The sequence below is a fragment of the Pseudomonas sp. W2I6 genome (assembly GCF_030815935.1).
Lineage (GTDB): Bacteria > Pseudomonadota > Gammaproteobacteria > Pseudomonadales > Pseudomonadaceae > Aquipseudomonas.
This window is the reverse complement of sequence record NZ_JAUSXJ010000001.1, coordinates 1,851,109-1,870,903: the sequence shown is the minus strand read 5'-3', so window position 1 is coordinate 1,870,903 and position 19,795 is coordinate 1,851,109. Positions and strand designations below refer to the sequence as shown.

Genomic DNA, 19,795 nt, shown 5'->3' with positions numbered 1-19,795 from the left:
CGGCGTCGCTTTCCCTGTCTGACCGGAGAACTAATCCGATGAACCGATTGATTGCGCCACTCGTTGCTTTGTCACTGATGGCGGCAGAGTCCCAGGCCGCCAGCGAAATCCGCATTACGCCGAACGGCTCGCAACCCTCGGTCAAAGGCGCGGCGCAAAACTTTACCGGCACGGTACGCGTTGATGGCCTTTTCAAAGGTGAACCGCCGGCGCGCATCGGCGGCGGCACAGTGACCTTCGAGCCGGGCGCACGCACGGCGTGGCACACCCATCCGCTGGGGCAAACGCTGATCGTCACTGCCGGCGTCGGCTATGTGCAGCAAGAGGGTGGCGCGCGTCAGGAGATCCATCCGGGCGACACTGTCTGGATTCCACCGAACACCCGTCACTGGCACGGCGCCACGGCCAGCAACGGCATGACCCACATCGCCATCGCTGAAGCCGAGGATGGCAAGACCGTCACCTGGGCGGAGCAGGTCTCGGAGGCGCAATACGCCGGCCAATAAAGTTACGGAATGTGTCGAAGCTGCTCGACCGGCACGTTCGCGGCCCCCCCCCACGCAACCTCAAGGCCCCGTAACAAAAGGCCAGCACCGGGATTCCAGTAGTTATTGCAACGTCGACTCATGAGTTCTGCTCAGGAGTCCATGCGCTATTTCGGGGTTAATCGCCACAACCATCCTCCTTACGATCCAGCGACACCGCAGCGTCCCGCAATGGATGGAGCCTTCACGATGATCACTGACACTCGCAACAGCACTGCCCTCCCCACACTCATGGCGCTCTGCCTGAGCGTCGGGGCGATGTTCAGCGTCACCACTCAAGCAGCCGAGGCTTCGCCCACCATGACCAGCACACCCGACAGCGCAGCCAGCTTGTCGAGCCAGCAACAAGCCATTCCACTGATCGCGGCGTTCATGGCGACCAGCGACATGCCCAACCTCAACACGGCGCTCAACCAAGGGCTTGATGCCGGCCTGACCATTAGCGAAACCCGCGAGGTTCTCGTGCAGCTCTACGCCTACGTCGGCTTCCCGCGCAGCCTCAACGCCTTGAATGAATTGATGGCCGTGGTGCAGGCGCGCAAACAACGCGGCCTTGACGATGCGCCGGGGCGTGAGCCGAGCCGGGCGATTCCGGTCGGGGATGAGCTGCTGGCCGCGGGCACGGCGAATCAAACCAAGATCTCCGGCGCCCCGGTCAAAGGCCCGGTGTTCGAGTTCGCCCCAGTGATCAACCGCTTCCTGCAAACCCACCTGTTCGGCGACATCTTCGAGCGCGACAACCTCGACTGGCAAAGTCGCGAACTGGCGACTGTCGGTGCGCTGGCAGCGACGCCGGGGGTCGAGCCTCAGTTGCGCTCGCACATGGCGGCGAGCCTGCGCGTCGGTCTCAGCGCGGCACAGTTGCACCAAGTCACCGAGCTGCTGAAAAAGCATGGCGATGCACAGACTGCCGAGCGGGCCAACGCAGCGCTGGCCCAAGCCCTCACGTCGTCGAGGAAATGATATGAGAACTGCAAAACATTTGCTGAGCGTCACGCTGTTGAGCCTGTTGGCGGCCTGCGCGAACCACTCCGAAGGCCCGCTGCTGATCCAGAAACAAGGCAGCTTCGCCGCCGGCGGAACGATGACCACGGCACCGGGCACCTTCAACCCGCGCCAACCGATGACGCTCAACGGCCAGACCTACCACGGTGACCACGCCTACGCCTTCTATCAAATCCCGGTGGACGCGCGAAAACTGCCCATCGTCATGTGGCACGGCGCAGGTCAGTTTTCCAAGACCTGGGAAACCACCGCCGATGGTCGCGAGGGTTTTCAGAACATCTTTCTGCGCCGCCACTACGGCGTCTATCTGATCGATCAGCCCCGGCGTGGTGATGCCGGGCGCAGCATGGTCGAGACCACCATCAAGCCAGTGCCGGACGAACAACTGTGGTTCAACCAGTTCCGCATCGGTCTTTGGCCCCGCTACTTCAACGGCGTGCAAGTGGCACAGGACGCCCAGACTCGTGAGCAGTTTTTCAGGGCAATGACGCCGAACACCGGGCCGTTTGACATGGGCGTGGTCTCCGATGGTGTGTCGGCGCTGTTCGACAAAATCGGCCCCGGCATCCTGTTTACCCATTCTCAGGGTGGCGGGCCGGGCTGGTTGACGGCGATCAAGAACGACAAGGTCAAAGCCATCGTGGCGTTCGAGCCGGGCAGCAGTTTCGTGTTTGCTGACGGTGAAGTGCCGGCGCCGATCCCCAGCGCGTTCGACACGGTGCAAGGCGCAGCGGTGCCGATGGAGCAATTCATGGCATTGACGCGCATTCCAATTCTGATCCTGTACGGCGACAACATCCCGGAACAGGCAGTCGATCTGCCCGCTCAGGACAGTTGGCGCGCACGTCTGAAAATGGCCCGGCTCTGGCGTGACGCGGTCAATCGCCATGGCGGTGATGTGCGACTGATACACCTGCCGGAGATTGGCATTCACGGCAATACCCATTTCCCCATGTCGGATCTGAACAACGTGCAGATCGCTGACCTGGTCGCGCAGTTCCTCAAAGAAAAACAGCTGGACTGACCCAAACACTTTTGCAACTGCTGCCCTTTTTTGCTCAGGAGCTTCACGTGAAGAACACCCTCAAAGCCACGTTCATGTCGGCATTGGTCGGCCTCTCGGCAGGCGAAGCCTTGGCCGCTGACTACAAAAAGAACCCGTTCACCCTCGCCTACGACGGCGCGATCACCCGCAACGAACCGGGCAAGGTCAACATCCACCCGGTCAGCTATAAGCTCAACGGTCTGGACATCGCCGCCAACGTCTACACGCCTGCCAACTACGACGCGAAGAAGACCTACCCGACCGTGGTGATTGCGCATCCGAATGGCGGCGTAAAAGAGCAAGTCGCCGGTCTGTATGCCCAGCGCCTCGCCGAACAGGGCTACATCACCATCACGGCCGATGCGGCCTATCAGGGCGCCAGCGGTGGTCAGCCGCGCAGCATCGATAAACCGGCGTATCGCATCGAAGACATTCACGGCATGGCCGATTTCATCAGCCAGTTCGCTGGCGTGGATGACAATCGTCTGGGCCTGCTCGGCATTTGTGGCGGCGGTGGTTATTCGTTGGCGGCGGCGCAAACCGACAAACGCTTCAAATCCCTGGCGACGGTGAGCATGTTCAACTCGGGTCGAGTACGCCGCAACGGCTACAACGACTCGCAAATGGACAGCATCCAGCAACGTTTGCAACAGGCATCAGCAGCCCGCGCGCAAGAAGCAGCGCGGGGCGCGGTGCTGTATTCGGGGGATGCCAACCTCACCGATGAGCAGATTGCCAAACTGCCTTTCGAACTGTATCGCCAAGGTTATGAGTACTACTGGAAAACCCACGCGCACCCGAACTCGACCTTCAAATACACCACCAGCAGCCTTATTGACCTGATGCGTTTCGACGCCACCGACCATATCGAGTTGATCAATCAACCGTTGCTGATGATCGCCGGCAGCAAGGCCGACAGCCTGTACATGACTCAGGATGCGTTTCCCAAAGCCGCCGGCACCACCGACAAGGAAGTGTTCATCATCGATGGCGCCACCCACATTGAAACCTACTGGGTGCCGCGTTATGTCGATGCGGCGATCGGCAAACTGACGGATTTTTACGCACGCACCTTGTGATCAGCGCGCCAAGGGTCGCACATCCGTGCGCGACCTGCTTTCATGGAATAATCACGCGCTCCTCATGAGAGGTTCTCATCAATGTCCCGCCCCAATCTCAACGACCTGCAAGCCTTCGTGGTCATCACCCGCGAAGGCAGTTTTACCCGTGCTGCCGCGCAACTGGGCGTTTCGCAGTCAGCGCTGAGCCACACTCTGCGGGCACTGGAAACCCGGCTGGGCGTGCGCTTGCTGACGCGGACTACGCGCAGTGTTTCACCAACGGAGGCGGGCCAACGCCTGTATCAAGCGATGGCGCCGCGCTTTGAAGAAATTGAACTGGAACTGGCTGCCGTCAGCGAGTTTCGCGATACCCCCGCCGGCAATGTGCGGATTCAGGCGTCCGAGCATGCGGCGAACAATATTCTCTGGCCGAAGCTGCTGAAGGTGCTGCCCGACTACCCGGACATCAAGGTCGAAATCACCGTCGATTACGCCCTCGCCGACATCGTCGCGCAGCGCTATGACGCTGGTGTTCGACTGGGTGATCAGGTGGCCAAGGACATGATCGCCGTGCCGATCGGGCCATCGTTACGCATCGCCGTTGTCGGCTCACCGCAGTATTTCCAGCAGCGGCCTTACCCGATGGAACCGAGAGATCTGGCGGCGCACAACTGCATCAACCTGCGCCTGCCGACTCACGGCAGCCTGATGCAATGGGATTTCGAAAAGGATGGCCACGAACTCAAGGCCCGCGTCGAAGGCCAATGGACATTCAACAGCAGCGTGCCAATTTTGCGTGCGGCCGTGGCGGGATGTGGCTTGGCCTTCCTGCCAGAGGACATGGTGGCGAAGGAGCTTGCCGACGGTAGCCTTGTGCGGGTGTTGGAAGATTGGTGCCAACCCTTTGCCGGTTACCATCTCTACTACCCCAATCGCCGTGAACATTCGTCAGCGTTTGGGGTTGTAGTTGAGGCGTTACTCTACAAGAGCTGAGTCATCGACCTTCTATGAATCGATTTTCGCGACTGATAAACCGTTCCAGGTCAGTGATTTCTTGTGAATGCGTTGTGCAGCGTGAGCAACGAAAAGCTGTCGATGACCACTTTCGGCCAGCAGCGGACAGTCGAATCCCTTGGGCATCGCGCGCGCTGGCTTTCATCTGACTACCAGGGCTGTCTACCGTGACTTCCAAAAAAGCCACCGGTTGGACCATCGGGACCCAGCAGCGACATCTTGATGACTATTTGCGCCCCTTCTTCAGGCGTCAATACGCCCGAGTTGCCATTAAGATCGGTCCGCACATGCCCAGGCTCGACGGCATTCACTTTGATTCGCAGCGGCTCAAGCTCTTTCGCAAAGGAGACCGTTACGGCATTCAGTGCCACTTTTGACGAGGTGTAATCGAGAAGGTTGACGGTCGAGTAGATCGATGTCGGATCTGTTATCAACGTGAGCGAACCGACGCCGCTGCTCATCATGACGATCCGGGCGTGGGCGGCATTTTTCAGCAAGGGCAGGAAAGCTTGGGTGACGCGCACCGGACCAAACAGATTGACCTCGTAAACAGCTTTCATGTCCTGCATTCGCACCTCACTGGGTGCCTTGGTCATGTCGGCCGCAATCCCGGCATTGTTGATCAGGACATCAAGTGCACCTATTTGCTCAGACAGCATCGCTGCGGCTCGGTACACACTGTCTTCGACCGCAACGTCCAGTTCCAAGAGGCCTGCATCGAGCCCGGCATCACGTAACTGGGCGACGGCCTGCTCGCCTCGGTGCTGATCGCGTGCACCTATCCAAACAAAGAACCCTGCCTCGGCAAGTCCCTTGGCAATCGCCAGCCCAATGCCTTTATTGGCGCCGGTGATGAGCGCCTGTCGTTTGATAGTCATCGTGGTAGTCCTTGGAATTTCAAGATGCTCTTTCTTTAGTTTGTAAGGCTGCGGGGTGCCAACTCGAAGAGTCAGAGCCCCACACCCGAACCCTCTCGCGAGTTGAGCGTAGAGCCTGTTTGTTCTGTCAGGCGGTTTGGGCGACCGCATCACTTTGAACACCTTTAACGTGGTGCTGAAGGTCGCCTGCAAAACGCAAAGTCACCTCACGACGAGTGAAACGCCACGCCCCATCCTGCAGCTCGAATTGGTCGAGGTACTTGCCGGCGCAGATAGGTTGCAATGGGAATCCGTCGAGCTGCTGATGCACGGTGTAGTAACTCTCAGAACTCGCTTTATCGCCCGAAGGCGCGACGTCAATCAGTACGTTGGTGATCGAATGCCAAGTGCGCGGCGTACCGTCGGCGTGTACCTGAAGACCCGCCTCGAAGAAACCCAGCAACCCCTCAACCGTGGAGGCCTCAGTGCCTAGCACATGAATCACCGCATGCTGAAGCACTTCGGCCACACCCGCGAAATCTCCGCTGTCAAGACGATGGATGTAGGTAGCGTGAAGACGATGAATGGCGCTCTCGGCGTCAAGACGTGCGAGGATTTCTGGTGAGTTAGTCATGACTCTCTCCTAGGCTTCAGCCCACAAAGGAAGGATGTATAGCGGCGGCCATACATTTGATGCGCTCGGCAAACGACCTTGGCGATAATCCAATTTGGCGTCTGACGAGCAATGATTTTGATAAGCGAGTTGTCAGTCTTGTGGCTGGCGCCGAAACGGGATCAACACTTGCGGTAAACCTCGGGCTGCACAGCCATCCAGTGATCTAACACTGCGAAGCCCCGCCATCCGCGAACAGCTCGACGCCGTTGACGTAGCTGGCTGCATCACTGGCCAGGAAGGCCACGGCAGCGCCAATCTCATGGGCCTGACCGATACGTCCGATGGTGCTCTTCTCACTCAGGGACTCGATCACGGCCTCAGCGTGTTCCGCTAGCATATGACGTAGTGACGGGGTATCCACAGGGCCCGGGCTCAGGAGGTTGATGCGCACCCCTCTGCCTTTGATATCGAGCGTCCAGCTTCTGACCAGCGTGCGCAATGCTGCTTTGGTGGCGCCGTACACGCTGAGGCCGGGGCCGGGATCAATGGAGGCAGTAGAACCAATGATTACAATGCTGCCGCCTTCGCCCATGAGAGGCAGTGCGCCCTGAACGGTGAAGGTCACACCCTTGACGTTGGTGCTGAATACTCGGTCGAAATAGGCCTCGGTGATGCTGCCAAGCGGAGCGATTTCACCCATACCGGCGTTGGCGACCAGCACATCGATTCGGCCATGACGAGTCTTGATTACGTCAAATAGCACAGCGAGATCGGCTATCACCGAGACGTCCGCGACCACCGCGCTGGCCTGGTCCCCGAGCTTCGATAAAGCCTCCTCCAGTTGCTCCTGCCGACGCCCGGTAATCACCACCGTGGCCCCTTGCCCTGCCAGCTCTTGGGCGATGGAAAGGCCCAATCCCGAGGACCCTCCGGTGACGAGAACGACTTTGTCTTGAAACTGCATGCTGATACTCCCGTATGTGTTGAGGGCGAATGAATTTATATAGCGCACACTACATAGCGTTCGCGAAGGCCGCAAGCTATTTAGTAGTTGCTATATAATCCCGCCGTTCAGCTCAGCGCAGTTGCCCCAGGATATAGCGGTCGCTACAATCACGAGCACACCAACGAGATCACCATGACTGACAAAATTCGCCAACGCCGCCCTGCTTTCGATAGAGAGGCTGGTGTCGCCATTGCCCAAGCCATGTTCCACGAACACGGCTTCGACGCGGTGAGCCTCACGGATCTCGTCGAGGCCATGGATATCAAGCCGCCCAGCTTTTACGCCGCGTATGGCAGCAAGGCTGAGTTATTCGAGAAGGCCATGCTGCGCTACACCCGCGAGCATGCTTTGCCGCTGGACAAACTGCTGGCGCCGGACCGACCAGTGCCTGAAGCACTCGCCGCCTTGTTGGTCGCGGCAGCGAAGCAGTATGGAAACGACAGTGTCTTGCGCGGTTGCATGGTCACCGAGGGCACACGTGCGGACGACGAAGTAGCCCGCCAGATGGCGCAAACTCTGGCGGACGGAGGCGTCAAGGCGATTCGGAATTATCTTGATCTGACACTGCCCGAAAAAGCCCAATGCCTCACTGACTACCTTTCGATTACCCTGCGCGGGCTATCGTCCGCGGCGTGTAACGGCATGCCCCGCAAACGGCTAATCGACGCCGCACAGACGGCGGGCCGGTTCATTGCTCACGAGTTGGGTAAAGAACAGCGAACGGCACGCTAAGCCATGCGTCCACCACCGAGCTGTCAGTCTCGACATATACGCTGACCTGGCCGCACACGGCTGAAGGGACTTTCTGCGACCGCCAGAGGCCGCTTCTGGCCGATTGCAGCCAGTCACCAATGGCAGCAATCGGACAAAAGCAGCGAACAACGCCAACCCATCCGGCGTTACTGCACTTTGCATAGCCCTTCTCCAAACACATCCGTAGCCGATGTATTGGGCCAGCCTGGAAAATGTTGCGCCAAGCAACACTGGCCGATTTACAAATGTTCACGCCTTCACGTGGCTATTAGCTTTAGGCTTTGACTCACAAAGTCCGATCGGACCCAATCAGCTTTAAGACGGCCCTACAACCATGAATCTGCATGCCATCGCCGCGACGCTTTTTGCGTTTTTCACGCTGCTTCCTTACTCGGTGCAAGCCGCGACCCCCATCGCCCATGTCGCTATCTACCGAGGCCCGGCGGGCTGCGAGGGATGTTCAGAGAATGTCAAAACAGCCCTGCTGCGCGTCCGCCCGAATGCGCAGATTGACTTTGTAGGTGCCGATGAATCGATCGACATCACGCCGCAAAACCTCGCTCGTTATGACCTCTACGTTCAACCGGGTGGCGGTCAGGACATCCCTGCGGCGCTTGATAGTTTGGGGGATGCGCGGGTGCAGGCCATTCGTGACTTTGTCGCCCAGGGTGGGCGCTACCTGGGGCTTTGTATGGGTGCTTATCTGGCCGACGACAGCAACTTTGGCCTGATACCCTACGACCTTGATTCAGAGGCGGGCAGGCCTGGGTTTGAGGTCGCGGGTATTGCGGACGCGGCGGTGCAGGTTGTGTGGGATGGGAAAGCCGATAGCGTCTTTTATCAGGATGGGCCTTACTTCCCCAAGCGTGACGCGACCTCGCCTTCTTCAACCATTGCGACCTACCGGAATGGTGATTTGGCGGCAGCGCGTTACACCTATGAAAACGGGGTAGTGGTGCTGAGCGGCCCGCACCCAGAGGCGGATCGGGAGTGGTTCGAGAAGGCGAATATTCCCTTGAGCAAGATGCCGCGGGGTGAGCTTTTTGGGGCGTTGGTGCGCAGCATTGAGGGGCGCAGGTAGGGGGCGATGATGACTTCCGGATTTCAGCTGGATGCTCCAGCCAACTGAAAAAGTCATATGGCCGCCAGCTATTTACCCAGGTTTTGATTCATCAAATTGTCCAGTACGGGAAATTTGGTGGCCGCCTGCCATTCGCGTAAATGCTTGCAGCCTTCATCATTGAGCTCGGCAAGGTTGCTGCGAGCGTCGCATATCGTGAACCACTTCTGCCGGAGAGATGGATACTTTACAAACTCTTCCCGGGTTGGGGGTTGGTTAGTGGACAAACGCAGAACTGACAGCACTAAAAGTGCAGACACCCCGATACCGATAGAGCCGTTTTTATAATTCATATCAACTTCCGCAAATGAGAAACCTAACCCCACAGCTGAACTAATGACCGCTGTTAACTGCTTGGGGCGTTGGTCGACTATAAGAAGAGAAATGGATCGATAAAAGATCCATTTTCGACATATCCCATAGGGCCATTTATTCACAAGATGGGGAAATCAGAAAAAATCGGGGCAGTCTACCGAACGCTCGGGCAATCACGAAGCTGCCGGCGAACCTGGCGCATGTCGAGCAAAACTCAGCCCAACTCGCGCCCCAAAAACGGCGCCGTCCGGCTGCTCTTGCTCTTCGCCACCTTCTGCGGCGTGCCACTCACCACCACCTTCCCGCCTCGATCCCCGGCCCCCGGCCCGATATCAATCACCCAATCACTCTGGGCCACCACGCGCATTTCATGCTCCACCACAATCACCGTGTGCCCCGCCTCCACCAGGTGATTCAACTGGCTCAACAACCGGTCCACATCCCGCGGATGCAACCCGGTCGTCGGCTCATCCAGCACATACAACGTTGCCCCTCGCGCATTGCGTTGCAGCTCGGTCGCCAGCTTGATCCGCTGCGCTTCCCCGCCCGACAGCTCCGTGGCCGGCTGGCCAAGGCGCAAATACCCCAAGCCAATATCCCGCAGCACTTGCAGCGAACGCAGCACACCCGGCTCTTCGGCAAATACCCCTACCGCCTGTTCAACCGTCAGCCCCAGTACCTGGGCGATGGTCAGCCCTTCCCACTTGATTGCTAACGTTTCCGGGTTGTACCGCGCCCCGTGGCACGTCGGGCATGGCGCGTACACGCTGGGCATGAACAGCAATTCAACGCTGACAAACCCCTCGCCTTCGCAGTTCGGGCAGCGGCCTTTGGCGACGTTGAAAGAAAATTGCCCAGCGTCGAAATGGCGCTTTTTCGCCGCGGGTGTGGCGGCGAACAGTTTGCGTACGTTGTCGAACAGGCCGGTGTAGGTCGCGAGGTTGGAGCGCGGTGTGCGGCCGATGGGTTTCTGGTCCACCTGCACCAGGCGGCGGATGTGTTCCAGCCCGCCGCTGATACGGCCGCCGCTGGTTTGCGGGGCGTCGTCTTCGAGGCTGGGTTCGTCTTCGGTTTCCACCACGCGGCCCAGGCCTGCGCCTACCAGTTCCAACAGCGCCTGGCTGACGAGGCTGGATTTGCCCGAGCCGGAAATGCCGGTGACGGCGGTGAAGCAGCCCAGGGGAAAGTCCACGCTGAGGTCGTTGAGGTTGTTGCGCGTGACGCCTTCCAGGCTCAGCCAGCCGGTGGGTTGGCGCGGTGGTTGGCTGACCGGGGGTTTTTCGGCGAACAGGTATTCGCGGGTTTGCGAGGCTTCGACCTGCGCCAGGCCGGCGGGTGGGCCGCTGTACAGGACCTGGCCGCCGTGTTCGCCGGCAGCCGGGCCGACGTCGATCAGCCAGTCGGCGCGGCGCATGGTTTCGAGGTCGTGTTCCACCACGAACAGCGAGTTGCCGGCGGCCTTCAGGCGGTCGAGGGCGGCGAACAGGGCTTCGCCGTCAGCGGGATGCAGGCCGGCGGAAGGTTCGTCGAGCACGTAGATCACGCCGAACAGTTGCGAGCCCAGTTGGGTGGCCAGGCGCAGGCGTTGCAGTTCGCCGGAGGACAGGGTCGGTGTGCTGCGTTCCAGGGCCAGGTAGCCGAGGCCGAGGTCGGTCAGGGTGCTGACGCGTTCGAGCAGGTCCTGGGCGATGCGTTGGGCGGCCAGGCGTTTTTCCACGGAGAGCTTTTTATCGCCCTGCCCTTCGGCCACCGGGCGCAGCAGTTCGGCAAGTTGCAGCAAGGACATTTGCGACAACTCGCCAATGTCCACGCCGGCAAATTTCACCGACAGCGCGGCCTTGTTCAGGCGTTTGCCTTCGCACAGCGGGCACGGGCTGCCTTGCATGAACTGCGACACGCGCTTTTTCATCAGGGCGCTTTGGGAGTGGGTGAACGTGTGCAGGATGTAGCGTCGGGCACCGGTGAAGGTGCCCTGGTAGCTGGGTTCGAGTTTGCGTTTGAGGGCGTCGCGGGTTTGGGCAGGTGTGAAGCCGGCATACACCGGGACGGTGGGGGTTTCTTCGGTGAAGAGGATCCAGTCGCGCTGCTTTTTCGGCAGGTCGCGCCACGGGATGTCGACGTCGTAGCCCAGCGTCACAAGGATGTCGCGCTGGTTCTGGCCTTGCCATGCCAACGGCCAGGACGCCACGGCGCGCTGGCGGATGGTGAGGGAGGGATCGGGCACCATCAGGGCTTCGGTCACTTCGTACACCCGGCCCAGGCCGTGGCATTGCGGGCAGGCGCCCTGGGGCAGGTTGGGGGAAAAGTCTTCGGCGTACAGCATCGGTTGCCCCGCCGGGTAACTGCCGGCGCGGGAGTAGAGCATGCGGATCAGGCTGGACAAGGTGGTGACGCTGCCCACTGATGAACGTGTGCTGGGTGTACCGCGCTGTTGTTGCAGGGCCACGGCGGGCGGCAGGCCTTCGATGGAGTCGACGTCCGGTACGCCGACCTGGTCGATCAGGCGGCGGGCGTAGGGCGCCACGGATTCGAAGTAGCGGCGCTGAGCTTCGGCGTAGACGGTGGAGAATGCCAGCGAGGACTTGCCGGAGCCTGACACGCCGGTGAACACCACCAGGGCGTCGCGGGGGATGTCCACGTCGACGTTGCGCAGGTTGTGTTCCCGGGCACCCCGCACCCGCACGAAGCCAGGGCGTTGGGAGGTGAGTGAGGTGTCTGGTGGCAGGTTGCGCTGGGAAGTCATGGGTAACCTTATCGGTGTGTTCAAGGCAGTGAAGATCAACTGTGGGAGCCGGGCTTGCCCACGATGACGGTGTGCCAGTTACCGATGGGGTGCCTGACACTCCGCCATCGCGGGCAAGCCCGGCTCCCACAGTGGTTTGGTGTTGCTGGCTGGATCTTCATTCGTCACATCATTCGGGAGGTCAGTACCGAGCGCACCCGTTGCGCCAAGTCATCCGGGCCATAGGGTTTGCTCAGCAGGTGAATGTCGTTGCCCAGCAGGTGGTTGCTGGAAAGAATGTCGCGGGTATGCCCGGAGGTAAACAGCACCGCTATCGCCGGCACTTGCCTGCGCGCCCACTCGGCGAGGTCGGTGCTTTTGACCCGGCCCGGCATCACCACGTCGGTGAAGATCAGGTCCGGTTGCAGGCCGGCCTGGAGCATCAGCATGGCCCGGTCGCCGTCTTCGGCGGTGAGCACGGTGTAGCCGGATTGTTCGAGCAATTCCACCGCGGCCGCGCGTACGCCTTCGTTGTCCTCAACCACCAGGATCGTCTCATGGCCGCCGCTGTATTGTGTGAGCTCGACAGGCGTATCGTGATTTTCCGGCTCTCCCAGGTTGCGCGGGAAATACATCTGCACCACGGTGCCGCTGCCCTCCACGCTCTCGACCTCAACATGCCCGCCACTTTGGCGCACGAACCCGAACACCATGCTCAGGCCCAGGCCGGTGCCGTGGCCATTCGGCTTGGTGGTGAAAAACGGTTCGAAGGCACGGGCCAGGATCGTCGCTGACATGCCGGCGCCGCTGTCGGCGACGGCCAGGCGCACGTATTCACCGGGGTTGATGCTTTTACCGGCGCAATCCGGAGGGTTGAGAATAATATTTTCGCCGGTGATCCGAATCACGCCCTCGCCTTTCATGGCATCCCGGGCGTTGATCGCCAGGTTGAGCAGTGCGTTTTCCAGTTGGTTGCGGTCGACGTTAATGCACCATGGATCCTGGGGCAGTTGCACATCAATGTGGATGGTTTCTCCCAGCGCCCGCTGCAGCAACTCGCCCAGGCCTTCATAGATGCGCAGCGGGTTGTACACCGCCGGTGACAATGGCTGGCGACGGGCGAAGGCCAGCAGTTGTGAAGTCAGTTTGGCCCCACGTTCCACTGCCGCGATGGCGGCGCTGACACGGCGCTGCACCTGGGGGTTGTCCGGCTCATGCCGGGCCAGCAGGTGCAGGTTGCCGGCGACCACTTGCAGCAGGTTGTTGAAGTCGTGGGCCACGCCGCCGGTCAGGCCGCCGATGGCTTCCAGCTTCTGTGATTGACGCAACTGTTCTTCGGCGGCGGAACGGGCCTGCACCTCCGCGGCCACGCGCTGCTCCAGGTTGTGGGTGAGTTCCTGGCGCAGGCGCTCGGAGATCATATGTTCGGTGGTCTCCACCACAATCGCCAGGACCCCGGCCGGTTGTTGGTCGTCACCGGCCACGGGGCTGTAATACAGGTCCATCCAGACTTTTTCCGGGCGGCCGTCGCGCAACAGTTCCAGGGGCAGGTTGCGGTAGGACAAGGTGCCGCCGGCCAGGCAGGTGTCGACCACATTGCGGTTGAAGTCGGCGACTTCCGGCCAGCCCAGTTCCACCGGCGCACCCAGCAGATAAGGGTGGCGACCGCCGGCAAACACCGAATAGCTGTCGTTGTAGATCATGTAACCGGCGTGCCCCCACAGCATCACCATGGGCATGGGCGATGCCAGCATCATCTGCACGGCGCTGGTCAGGCTGGAGGGCCAGGCACTCATCGGGCCGAGGTCGGTGGTGGACCAATCGAAAGCACGAATCCTCTGGGCCATTTCCCCAGCCCAACCCTCACAGCCGTGGGTATTGGATAAAAACTGCATCGGTCGGCTCTGCAAAAGATAAAAGGTGGGCGGCGATGAAAACTTTGAGCCCGGCAGCGGCGGTTGGTTTCATCGCATATTGCTTATGCCGGCAGGAAGGAGCAAGGGCCGGCTCAGCGAAAGTCCCGGCTGCGCACACTGATGCCCGACAGCAACGGGGTCAGGTCGGTCAAGCGCCCGGCGATCAGGTGCCGAACCTCGCCCACCGCCTCCCAGCGGCCATCCACCTTGAGCAACCGCGAGCCCACCAGCGCCTGGCGTTGGCGCTCGGCCAAATCGCGCCAGACCACCACATTGATATTGCCGAACTCATCTTCCAGGGTGACGAAGGTAACGCCGCTGGCCGTGCCAGGGCGTTGTCGACCGGTGACCAAGCCGGCGACGCTGACGTTGCGGCCATGCTCAACCTGCAGCAACTCCCTGGAACTGCGGCAACGCCGCGCGCGCAGTTCATCGCGCAACAGCGCCAACGGGTGTGGGCCCAGGGTGGTGCCGACGCTGGCGTAGTCGGCATACAAATCTTCGCCGACTGTCGGTTGCGGCAGCTCCACCACCGCCTCTTCCGGGCTGACGATACCGGCAAACAGGCCCAGTTGTTTCTGCACCCCGGCCACCTCCCAACGCGCCCGGTGCCGATGCCCGGCCAGGCCGCGCAAGGCACCGGCATCCGCCAGCAGTTCCTGGGCGCGAGTGTCCAATTGGGCACGCTCGCCCAAGTCGGCAATATCAAAAAACGCCCGGGCCTGGCGCGCCATTTCGATACGCCGGCCATCCTCTTCACGAAACCCGGAGATCATGCGCAAGCCCATGCGAATCGCCGGTTGCTGGCCTTCGATCGGCTCAAGGCTGCAATCCCAGTCACTGGCCTGCACATCCACCGGGCGGATCTGCAAATGATGGCGACGGGCGTCCTGCAGGATCTGGTCGGGGCTGTAGAAACCCATGGGCCAACTGTTGATCAGGGCGCAGGCAAACGCTGCCGGTTCATGGCATTTGAGCCAGCAACTGGCATAGGTCAGCAAGGCGAAACTGGCGGCGTGGGACTCGGGAAAACCGTAGCTGCCAAAGCCCTTGATCTGCTCGAAGATCTGCGCGGCGAAGGCTTCGCTGTAGCCGTTTTTCAGCATGCCGGTGCGCAGGCGTTGCTGATGGGGTTCGAGGCCGCCGTGGCGTTTCCAGGCGGCCATGGAACGGCGCAGTTGGTCGGCTTCGCCGGGTGTGTAATCGGCGGCGACCATAGCGATCTGCATGACCTGTTCCTGGAACAGCGGGATGCCCAGGGTTCGTTCCAGTACGGACTTGAGTTCCGGCGATGGGTAGGTGGTTTCTTCCTCCTTGTTCCGCCGCCGCAGGTACGGATGCACCATGCCACCCTGGATGGGCCCCGGCCGCACGATGGCGACCTCAATGACCAGGTCGTAGAATTTTTCCGGTCGCAGGCGGGGCAACATCGACATCTGCGCCCGCGACTCAATCTGGAACACGCCGATAGTGTCGGCCTTGCTGATCATCGCGTAGGTTGCCGCATCTTCCTTGGGCACCGAAGCCAGGCTCAGGTCCTGGTTGCGATGGCGGCGCAGCAGGTCGAAGCAGCGGCGAATCGCACTGAGCATGCCCAGCGCGAGGATGTCCACCTTGAGCAGGCCCACGGCGTCGAGGTCGTCCTTGTCCCACTGGATGATGGTGCGCTCGGCCATGGCCGCATTTTCCACCGGCACCAGGGTGTCCAGCGGGTGTTCGGAAATCACGAAACCGCCGGGGTGCTGGGACAGGTGCCGGGGGAAGCCGATCAGTTGTTGGGTCAAGGTCAGCACCCGGCGCAGCACCGGGCTGTCGGGGTCGAAACCACCTTCGCGCAAGCGTTCCAGGGGCGGTGCTTCGTCGCTCCAGCGCCCACAACAGTCGGCCAGGGCGTTGACCTGATCCGGCGGCAACCCGAGGGCCTTGGCCACGTCGCGCACCGCGCCGGCGCCGTGGTAGCTGCTGACCACCGCCGTCAACGCGGCGCGGGTGCGCCCGTAGCGCTGGAAGACGTATTGCAGCACTTCTTCACGGCGTTCGTGCTCGAAGTCCACGTCGATGTCCGGCGGCTCGTTGCGTTCGCGAGACAGGAAGCGCTCGAACAGCATGTTCATCAGGCTCGGGTCGATCTCGGTGATGCCCAGGGCAAAACACACCGCCGAGTTGGCCGCCGAGCCACGGCCCTGGCACAGGATCGAACGGCTGCGGGCGAAGCGCACAATGTCGTGTACGGTGAGGAAGTAGCTTTCGTAGCCGAGGTCGCTGATCAGTTCCAGTTCGTTATTGATCTGCTGGAGGGTCTTGGCGTCGACCCCTTTCGGCCAACGCTGGGCGATGCCTTGCTCGGTCAAGGTGCGTAACCAGGATTTTGCATCCTGGCCTTCAGGTACCAACTCCCTGGGGTATTGATAGCGCAATTGGCCGAGGTCAAAGGTGCAACGCCGGGCAATGTTCAGGGACTCTTCCAGCAAGTGCGCCGGGTACAGCGCGGCCAATGCATCGAGGCTGCGCAAGTGCCGTTCACCATTGGGATGCAGGCGCGCGCCGGCTTCGGCCACCGGGACGTGGTGACGGATTGCGGTCATGCTGTCTTGCAACGCACGGCGACCGCGCACATGCATATGCACATCGCCGCAGGCCACCGCCGGCAGGTGCAGGCTGGCGGCCAGGTTCAGGCGCTGCTCAAGGTGACGGGCATCGTTCTGGCCGCAATGCAGTTCCACCGCCAGCCACAGGCGATCGGTAAAGGTGCTGCACAGCCATTGGATATGGGCTTGGGTGTCGGTGTCTTCGACCATCCATAACGCGAGCAAGCCATGTACCGCGGTGAAGTCTTCCTGCAGCAAGCGGTAGTGACCTTTTTCCGCACGGCGACGGGCGATGGTGATCAGCCGGCACAGGTGTTGATAGCCTTCCAGGTTCTCCACCAGCAGCACCAGCTTGGGGCCGTTTTCCAGGCGCATCTCGCTGCCGATAATCAGCGGCAACCCGACTTCCTTGGCCGCCTGCCAGGCACGGACGATGCCCGACAAGGTGCATTCATCGGTGATGGCCAGCGCCTCGTAACCCTGCTGCCTGGCCCGTTCAAACAGCTCGCGGGCACTGGAGGCGCCCCGCTGGAAACTGAAGTTGGACAGGCAGTGCAGCTCCGCGTACTTCATGCAAACCAGCCTTGCAGCCACAGCGTGCCGCTTTCGCCCACGGTGCGGTAAGCCCAGCCCTGCTGGCCGGCGCGGGTGCGCACCAGGTAGTAATCGCGGCGCACATCGGCGCCATCCCACCAGCCGGACTCGATGCGTTCCGGGCCCATCAGGATGTGTAGACCTTGCTCGGCCAGAGGCGTCGGTTCATGCAGCAACCAGCCCGGGCGCTGGACGTTATTTGAGGGGGTACACGGGCGAGTGTCGGCACCGGCTTGCCAGGCGCATTCGGGGCGGTGGTCGGCGTGAAACCGCAGGCCTTGCACCGCTTCATCCCCCAGCCGCGCCCGCAGGCGTTCGCGCAGTTGTTCCCACGGCAGGGTTTGTTGCGGGCGCTCGTCGAACAGGTCCTGGCGCTGGGGCACAAACACCGGCAGGTCCTCGGCCACCAGGCGAAAGCCGCGCACCGGCGAGGTGACTTGCACTTGCTCCAGGCGCCCACGGGCCAGTTCGAACAGCATCGCCGCGTCACGCTCGGCGCTGAGCAGGCCGACCTTGATCACGCTGTCGGGCTCGGCCGCGTGCTCCAGGTGCAGGTCAAAACGCTGCACGCCACTGTCGCGGCCACACAGGAACGCCGACAGATCGCCAGTCAAACGGCGCAAGGGAAACAGCAAGGCCTGGTGGGACAACACATCAAAATTCAGCTCGATGCGCACATCAAACCGGTCCGGCGGCTGGTAGAACGCCAGGGCCAGGGGCCGTTGGCCGCACAGTGCGTCAAGGTGCTTGAGCAGCGCAGCATCGAAGCGCCGGGCCAGGGTATGCCGAGGCAACGCCTGCACCTGGGCCAGGGTGCGCAAGCCCATGCGCGACAATGCGGTGGCAGCTTGCGGGTCGAGGCCGGCGCGGTCGATGGGGATCGGTGCCAGGGCGTGTTGCAGGTATTGCTCATCGGCCACGGCCAGGCCGTCGTAGACATTCGCCAATATCCGCGCCGCCGCCGGGTTCGGCGCGGCGACGATGCGGTGACGAAACCCCAGTTCGGTCAGCTCCTTGCGCAAGCGCGCTTCGAGCAACGGCCACGGCCCGAACAGGCCCAGGCTCGACTCGATCTCGAACAGCAACGCCCGTGGGTAGAACACGCTGACCTGGGAGCTGAAACGGTAGGCCCAGGCGGCGAGAAACTGCTGCCAGTATTCGATCTGTGCCGGCTCGTATTCGGCGCAGGCAAAGGCCTTGGTCAAGGCATGGGCCGCCGTCAGGGATTGGCCGGGGCGCAGGCCGAGTTTGCGCGCGGCGTCATTGACGGTTTGCAGCACCCGCCGCTGCGGCGTGCCGGCCAGCAGGGCCAACGGCTGGTCCGGTTCGGGGCGCGAACGCAGCAACCCGTCCAGCGCCAATTGCGGGAACACAATACACACCCAGCGCATGCCAACCTCAGTGCCCAAGCGCAATGGGCGCGGGATGGGCCAGGCCACCCCGGCACTTGAGCACCCGCACTTGCGCCGGGCTGGCCTCCACCGCCAGGCGCAAGGCGGCCGGTGACGGGTTGATGGCCTCGCTCAAGGAGCGCCAGGCGAAGGCCAGGGTCTGGCCGGTTTCCGCCGCCACCTGCAAGCGGCGCAAGGCGCGGTCATCGGCCTTGCGCGGCCAGCACAGCACCGCGCCACAGCTGCCGGAACGCAGGCATTGCTCCACTGCCCACAAGGCATCGCGTTCATCGGCCTGGATCACTGACAGCTGGCGCACATCCACCCCGGCGTTTTGCCAGGCGTGGGGGTACGGCGTGTAGGGCGGCGCCACCAGCACGATGCGCTCACCGGCCGCCGCCAACCGTGCCAGGGTCGGCCACACCAGCTGCAACTCGCCCACGCCTTCCTTGGCCATGAGGATTTCGCTCAACGCCGCTTCCGGCCAGCCACCGCTGGGCAGCACCGCATCCAGGGCCGCAAGCCCGGTGGGATGGACGCTGGCCGGCGGCGCGGCGGGCCGGCCTTTCCAGACCCGGCCGCCATTGAACAGCGAGTCCAGTGCAACGACGGCGCCCATCAGCCTTGCCTCACCAGGCCGCAGAACACCCCTTCGATGGCCAGGTCCTGATCGGGCCGCACCACGATGGGTTGATAGGCGGGGTTGCGCGGCAGCAGGCGCACGCGCTCGCCCACGTGTTCGAAACGTTTGATGGTGACTTCACCGTCCAGGCGCGCTACCACGATCTGCCCGTTCAAGGCCTCGGCACTGCGGCGTACGCCTACCAGGTCGCCATCGAGGATGCCGTCTTCAATCATCGAATCGCCCTGCACCCGCAGCAGGTAGTCCGGGGTTTTCGCGAACATGGCCGGGTCGAGTAAGAGGCGGTTGTGCACTTCAGCGTCAGCGCCAATGGGCAAACCGGCGGCCACCCGGCCGAGCACCGGAATATCCAGCAGCTCCGGCCGCGCCGGTTGATTGAGCAGGCGGATGCCGCGAGCCTGGTTGGGGTTGACCTCGATAAAGCCGCCCTCGGTCAGCGCCAGCACATGCTTGCGCGCCACGCTGCGGGAGGCAAAGCCGAACGCCTCGGCGATCTCGGCGAGGCTGGGGGACTGGCCTTGCTGCGCGATACGGTCGCGGATAAAGGTCAGGATGGCGGTACGGCGGGGCGTTAGATTCTTCATGGAGTACATTTGTACTCCTG

At 61.8% G+C, this 19,795-nt stretch carries 17 protein-coding genes; 7 read left to right on the top strand and 10 right to left on the bottom strand.

All coding sequences use genetic code 11. From position 1 onward, the window contains the following. Positions 1-38: 38 nt before the first annotated feature. The 5 genes from QF039_RS08830 to QF039_RS08810 all read left to right on the top strand — a co-directional run bounded on the left by QF039_RS08830 (position 39) and on the right by QF039_RS08810 (position 4,649). Entirely contained in the window at positions 39-506 is a 468-nt protein-coding gene (locus QF039_RS08830; RefSeq protein WP_307517503.1) for a cupin domain-containing protein, read from the top strand. 228 nt (positions 507-734) lie between these two features. Next, positions 735-1,508, top strand: a complete 774-nt coding sequence (locus tag QF039_RS08825; protein ID WP_177019868.1) for a carboxymuconolactone decarboxylase family protein — start codon at positions 735-737, stop codon at positions 1,506-1,508. 121 nt (positions 1,509-1,629) lie between these two features. Further along, positions 1,630-2,574, top strand: a complete 945-nt coding sequence (locus QF039_RS08820; protein ID WP_258348549.1) for an alpha/beta fold hydrolase — start codon at positions 1,630-1,632, stop codon at positions 2,572-2,574. A gap of 47 nt (positions 2,575-2,621) precedes the next feature. Next, entirely contained in the window at positions 2,622-3,674 is a 1,053-nt protein-coding gene (locus QF039_RS08815; RefSeq protein ID WP_307517500.1) for an alpha/beta hydrolase, read from the top strand. A gap of 81 nt (positions 3,675-3,755) precedes the next feature. After that, positions 3,756-4,649 (top strand): LysR family transcriptional regulator, encoded by an 894-nt coding sequence (locus tag QF039_RS08810; RefSeq protein ID WP_003209726.1) that lies wholly within the window; start codon positions 3,756-3,758, stop codon positions 4,647-4,649. Between the two features lie 170 nt (positions 4,650-4,819). On the opposite strand, the gene QF039_RS08805 is transcribed toward QF039_RS08810, so the two are convergent. The 3 genes from QF039_RS08805 to QF039_RS08795 form a co-directional block, all read right to left on the bottom strand. Beyond that, positions 4,820-5,548 carry an SDR family oxidoreductase gene (locus tag QF039_RS08805; RefSeq protein WP_307517497.1) on the bottom strand — a complete coding sequence of 243 codons (729 nt, stop codon included), beginning with the start codon at positions 5,546-5,548 and terminating at the stop codon, positions 4,820-4,822. 127 nt (positions 5,549-5,675) lie between these two features. Beyond that, positions 5,676-6,161, bottom strand: coding sequence for a nuclear transport factor 2 family protein (locus QF039_RS08800; protein ID WP_177008677.1), 486 nt, complete (start codon positions 6,159-6,161; stop codon positions 5,676-5,678). Between the two features lie 205 nt (positions 6,162-6,366). Next, positions 6,367-7,107: an SDR family NAD(P)-dependent oxidoreductase gene (locus QF039_RS08795; protein ID WP_177008678.1), complete on the bottom strand. Its 741-nt coding sequence runs from the start codon at positions 7,105-7,107 to the stop codon at positions 6,367-6,369. A 174-nt stretch (positions 7,108-7,281) separates the two neighbouring features. On the opposite strand from QF039_RS08795, the gene QF039_RS08790 reads away from it, so the two are divergent. Both QF039_RS08790 and QF039_RS08785 read left to right on the top strand, forming a co-directional pair. Then, positions 7,282-7,881, top strand: coding sequence for a TetR/AcrR family transcriptional regulator (locus QF039_RS08790; protein ID WP_177008679.1), 600 nt, complete (start codon positions 7,282-7,284; stop codon positions 7,879-7,881). Positions 7,882-8,236: 355 nt separating this feature from the next. Further along, a complete protein-coding gene (locus QF039_RS08785; RefSeq protein WP_307517491.1) occupies positions 8,237-8,983 on the top strand; it encodes a BPL-N domain-containing protein in 747 nt (248 codons plus the stop codon). A gap of 68 nt (positions 8,984-9,051) precedes the next feature. Here the strand turns inward: QF039_RS08785 and QF039_RS08780 are convergent, their stop codons facing one another. The 7 genes from QF039_RS08780 to lexA form a co-directional block, all read right to left on the bottom strand. Beyond that, positions 9,052-9,315, bottom strand: coding sequence for a hypothetical protein (locus tag QF039_RS08780; RefSeq protein WP_083853185.1), 264 nt, complete (start codon positions 9,313-9,315; stop codon positions 9,052-9,054). 236 nt (positions 9,316-9,551) lie between these two features. Then, positions 9,552-12,080 (bottom strand): excinuclease ABC subunit UvrA, encoded by a 2,529-nt coding sequence (locus tag QF039_RS08775; RefSeq protein WP_307517487.1) that lies wholly within the window; start codon positions 12,078-12,080, stop codon positions 9,552-9,554. A 164-nt stretch (positions 12,081-12,244) separates the two neighbouring features. After that, on the bottom strand, positions 12,245-13,954 hold the full coding sequence (locus tag QF039_RS08770) for an ATP-binding protein (RefSeq protein ID WP_307517485.1): 1,710 nt from the start codon (positions 13,952-13,954) through the stop codon (positions 12,245-12,247). A gap of 113 nt (positions 13,955-14,067) precedes the next feature. Then, complete coding sequence (locus tag QF039_RS08765) at positions 14,068-17,157, bottom strand: error-prone DNA polymerase (protein ID WP_307517483.1); 3,090 nt, start codon at positions 17,155-17,157, stop codon at positions 14,068-14,070. Then, a complete protein-coding gene (locus QF039_RS08760) occupies positions 17,133-18,548 on the bottom strand; it encodes a DNA polymerase Y family protein (RefSeq protein WP_307517481.1) in 1,416 nt (471 codons plus the stop codon). The genes QF039_RS08765 and QF039_RS08760 overlap by 25 nt, the downstream gene beginning before the upstream one ends. Positions 18,549-18,555: 7 nt before the next feature. Beyond that, positions 18,556-19,167 (bottom strand): translesion DNA synthesis-associated protein ImuA, encoded by a 612-nt coding sequence (imuA, locus tag QF039_RS08755; protein WP_087694708.1) that lies wholly within the window; start codon positions 19,165-19,167, stop codon positions 18,556-18,558. Further along, positions 19,167-19,784 carry a transcriptional repressor LexA gene (gene lexA / locus QF039_RS08750; protein ID WP_177019854.1) on the bottom strand — a complete coding sequence of 206 codons (618 nt, stop codon included), beginning with the start codon at positions 19,782-19,784 and terminating at the stop codon, positions 19,167-19,169. Before lexA ends, imuA begins: the two co-directional genes overlap by 1 nt. Positions 19,785-19,795: the final 11 nt, after the last annotated feature.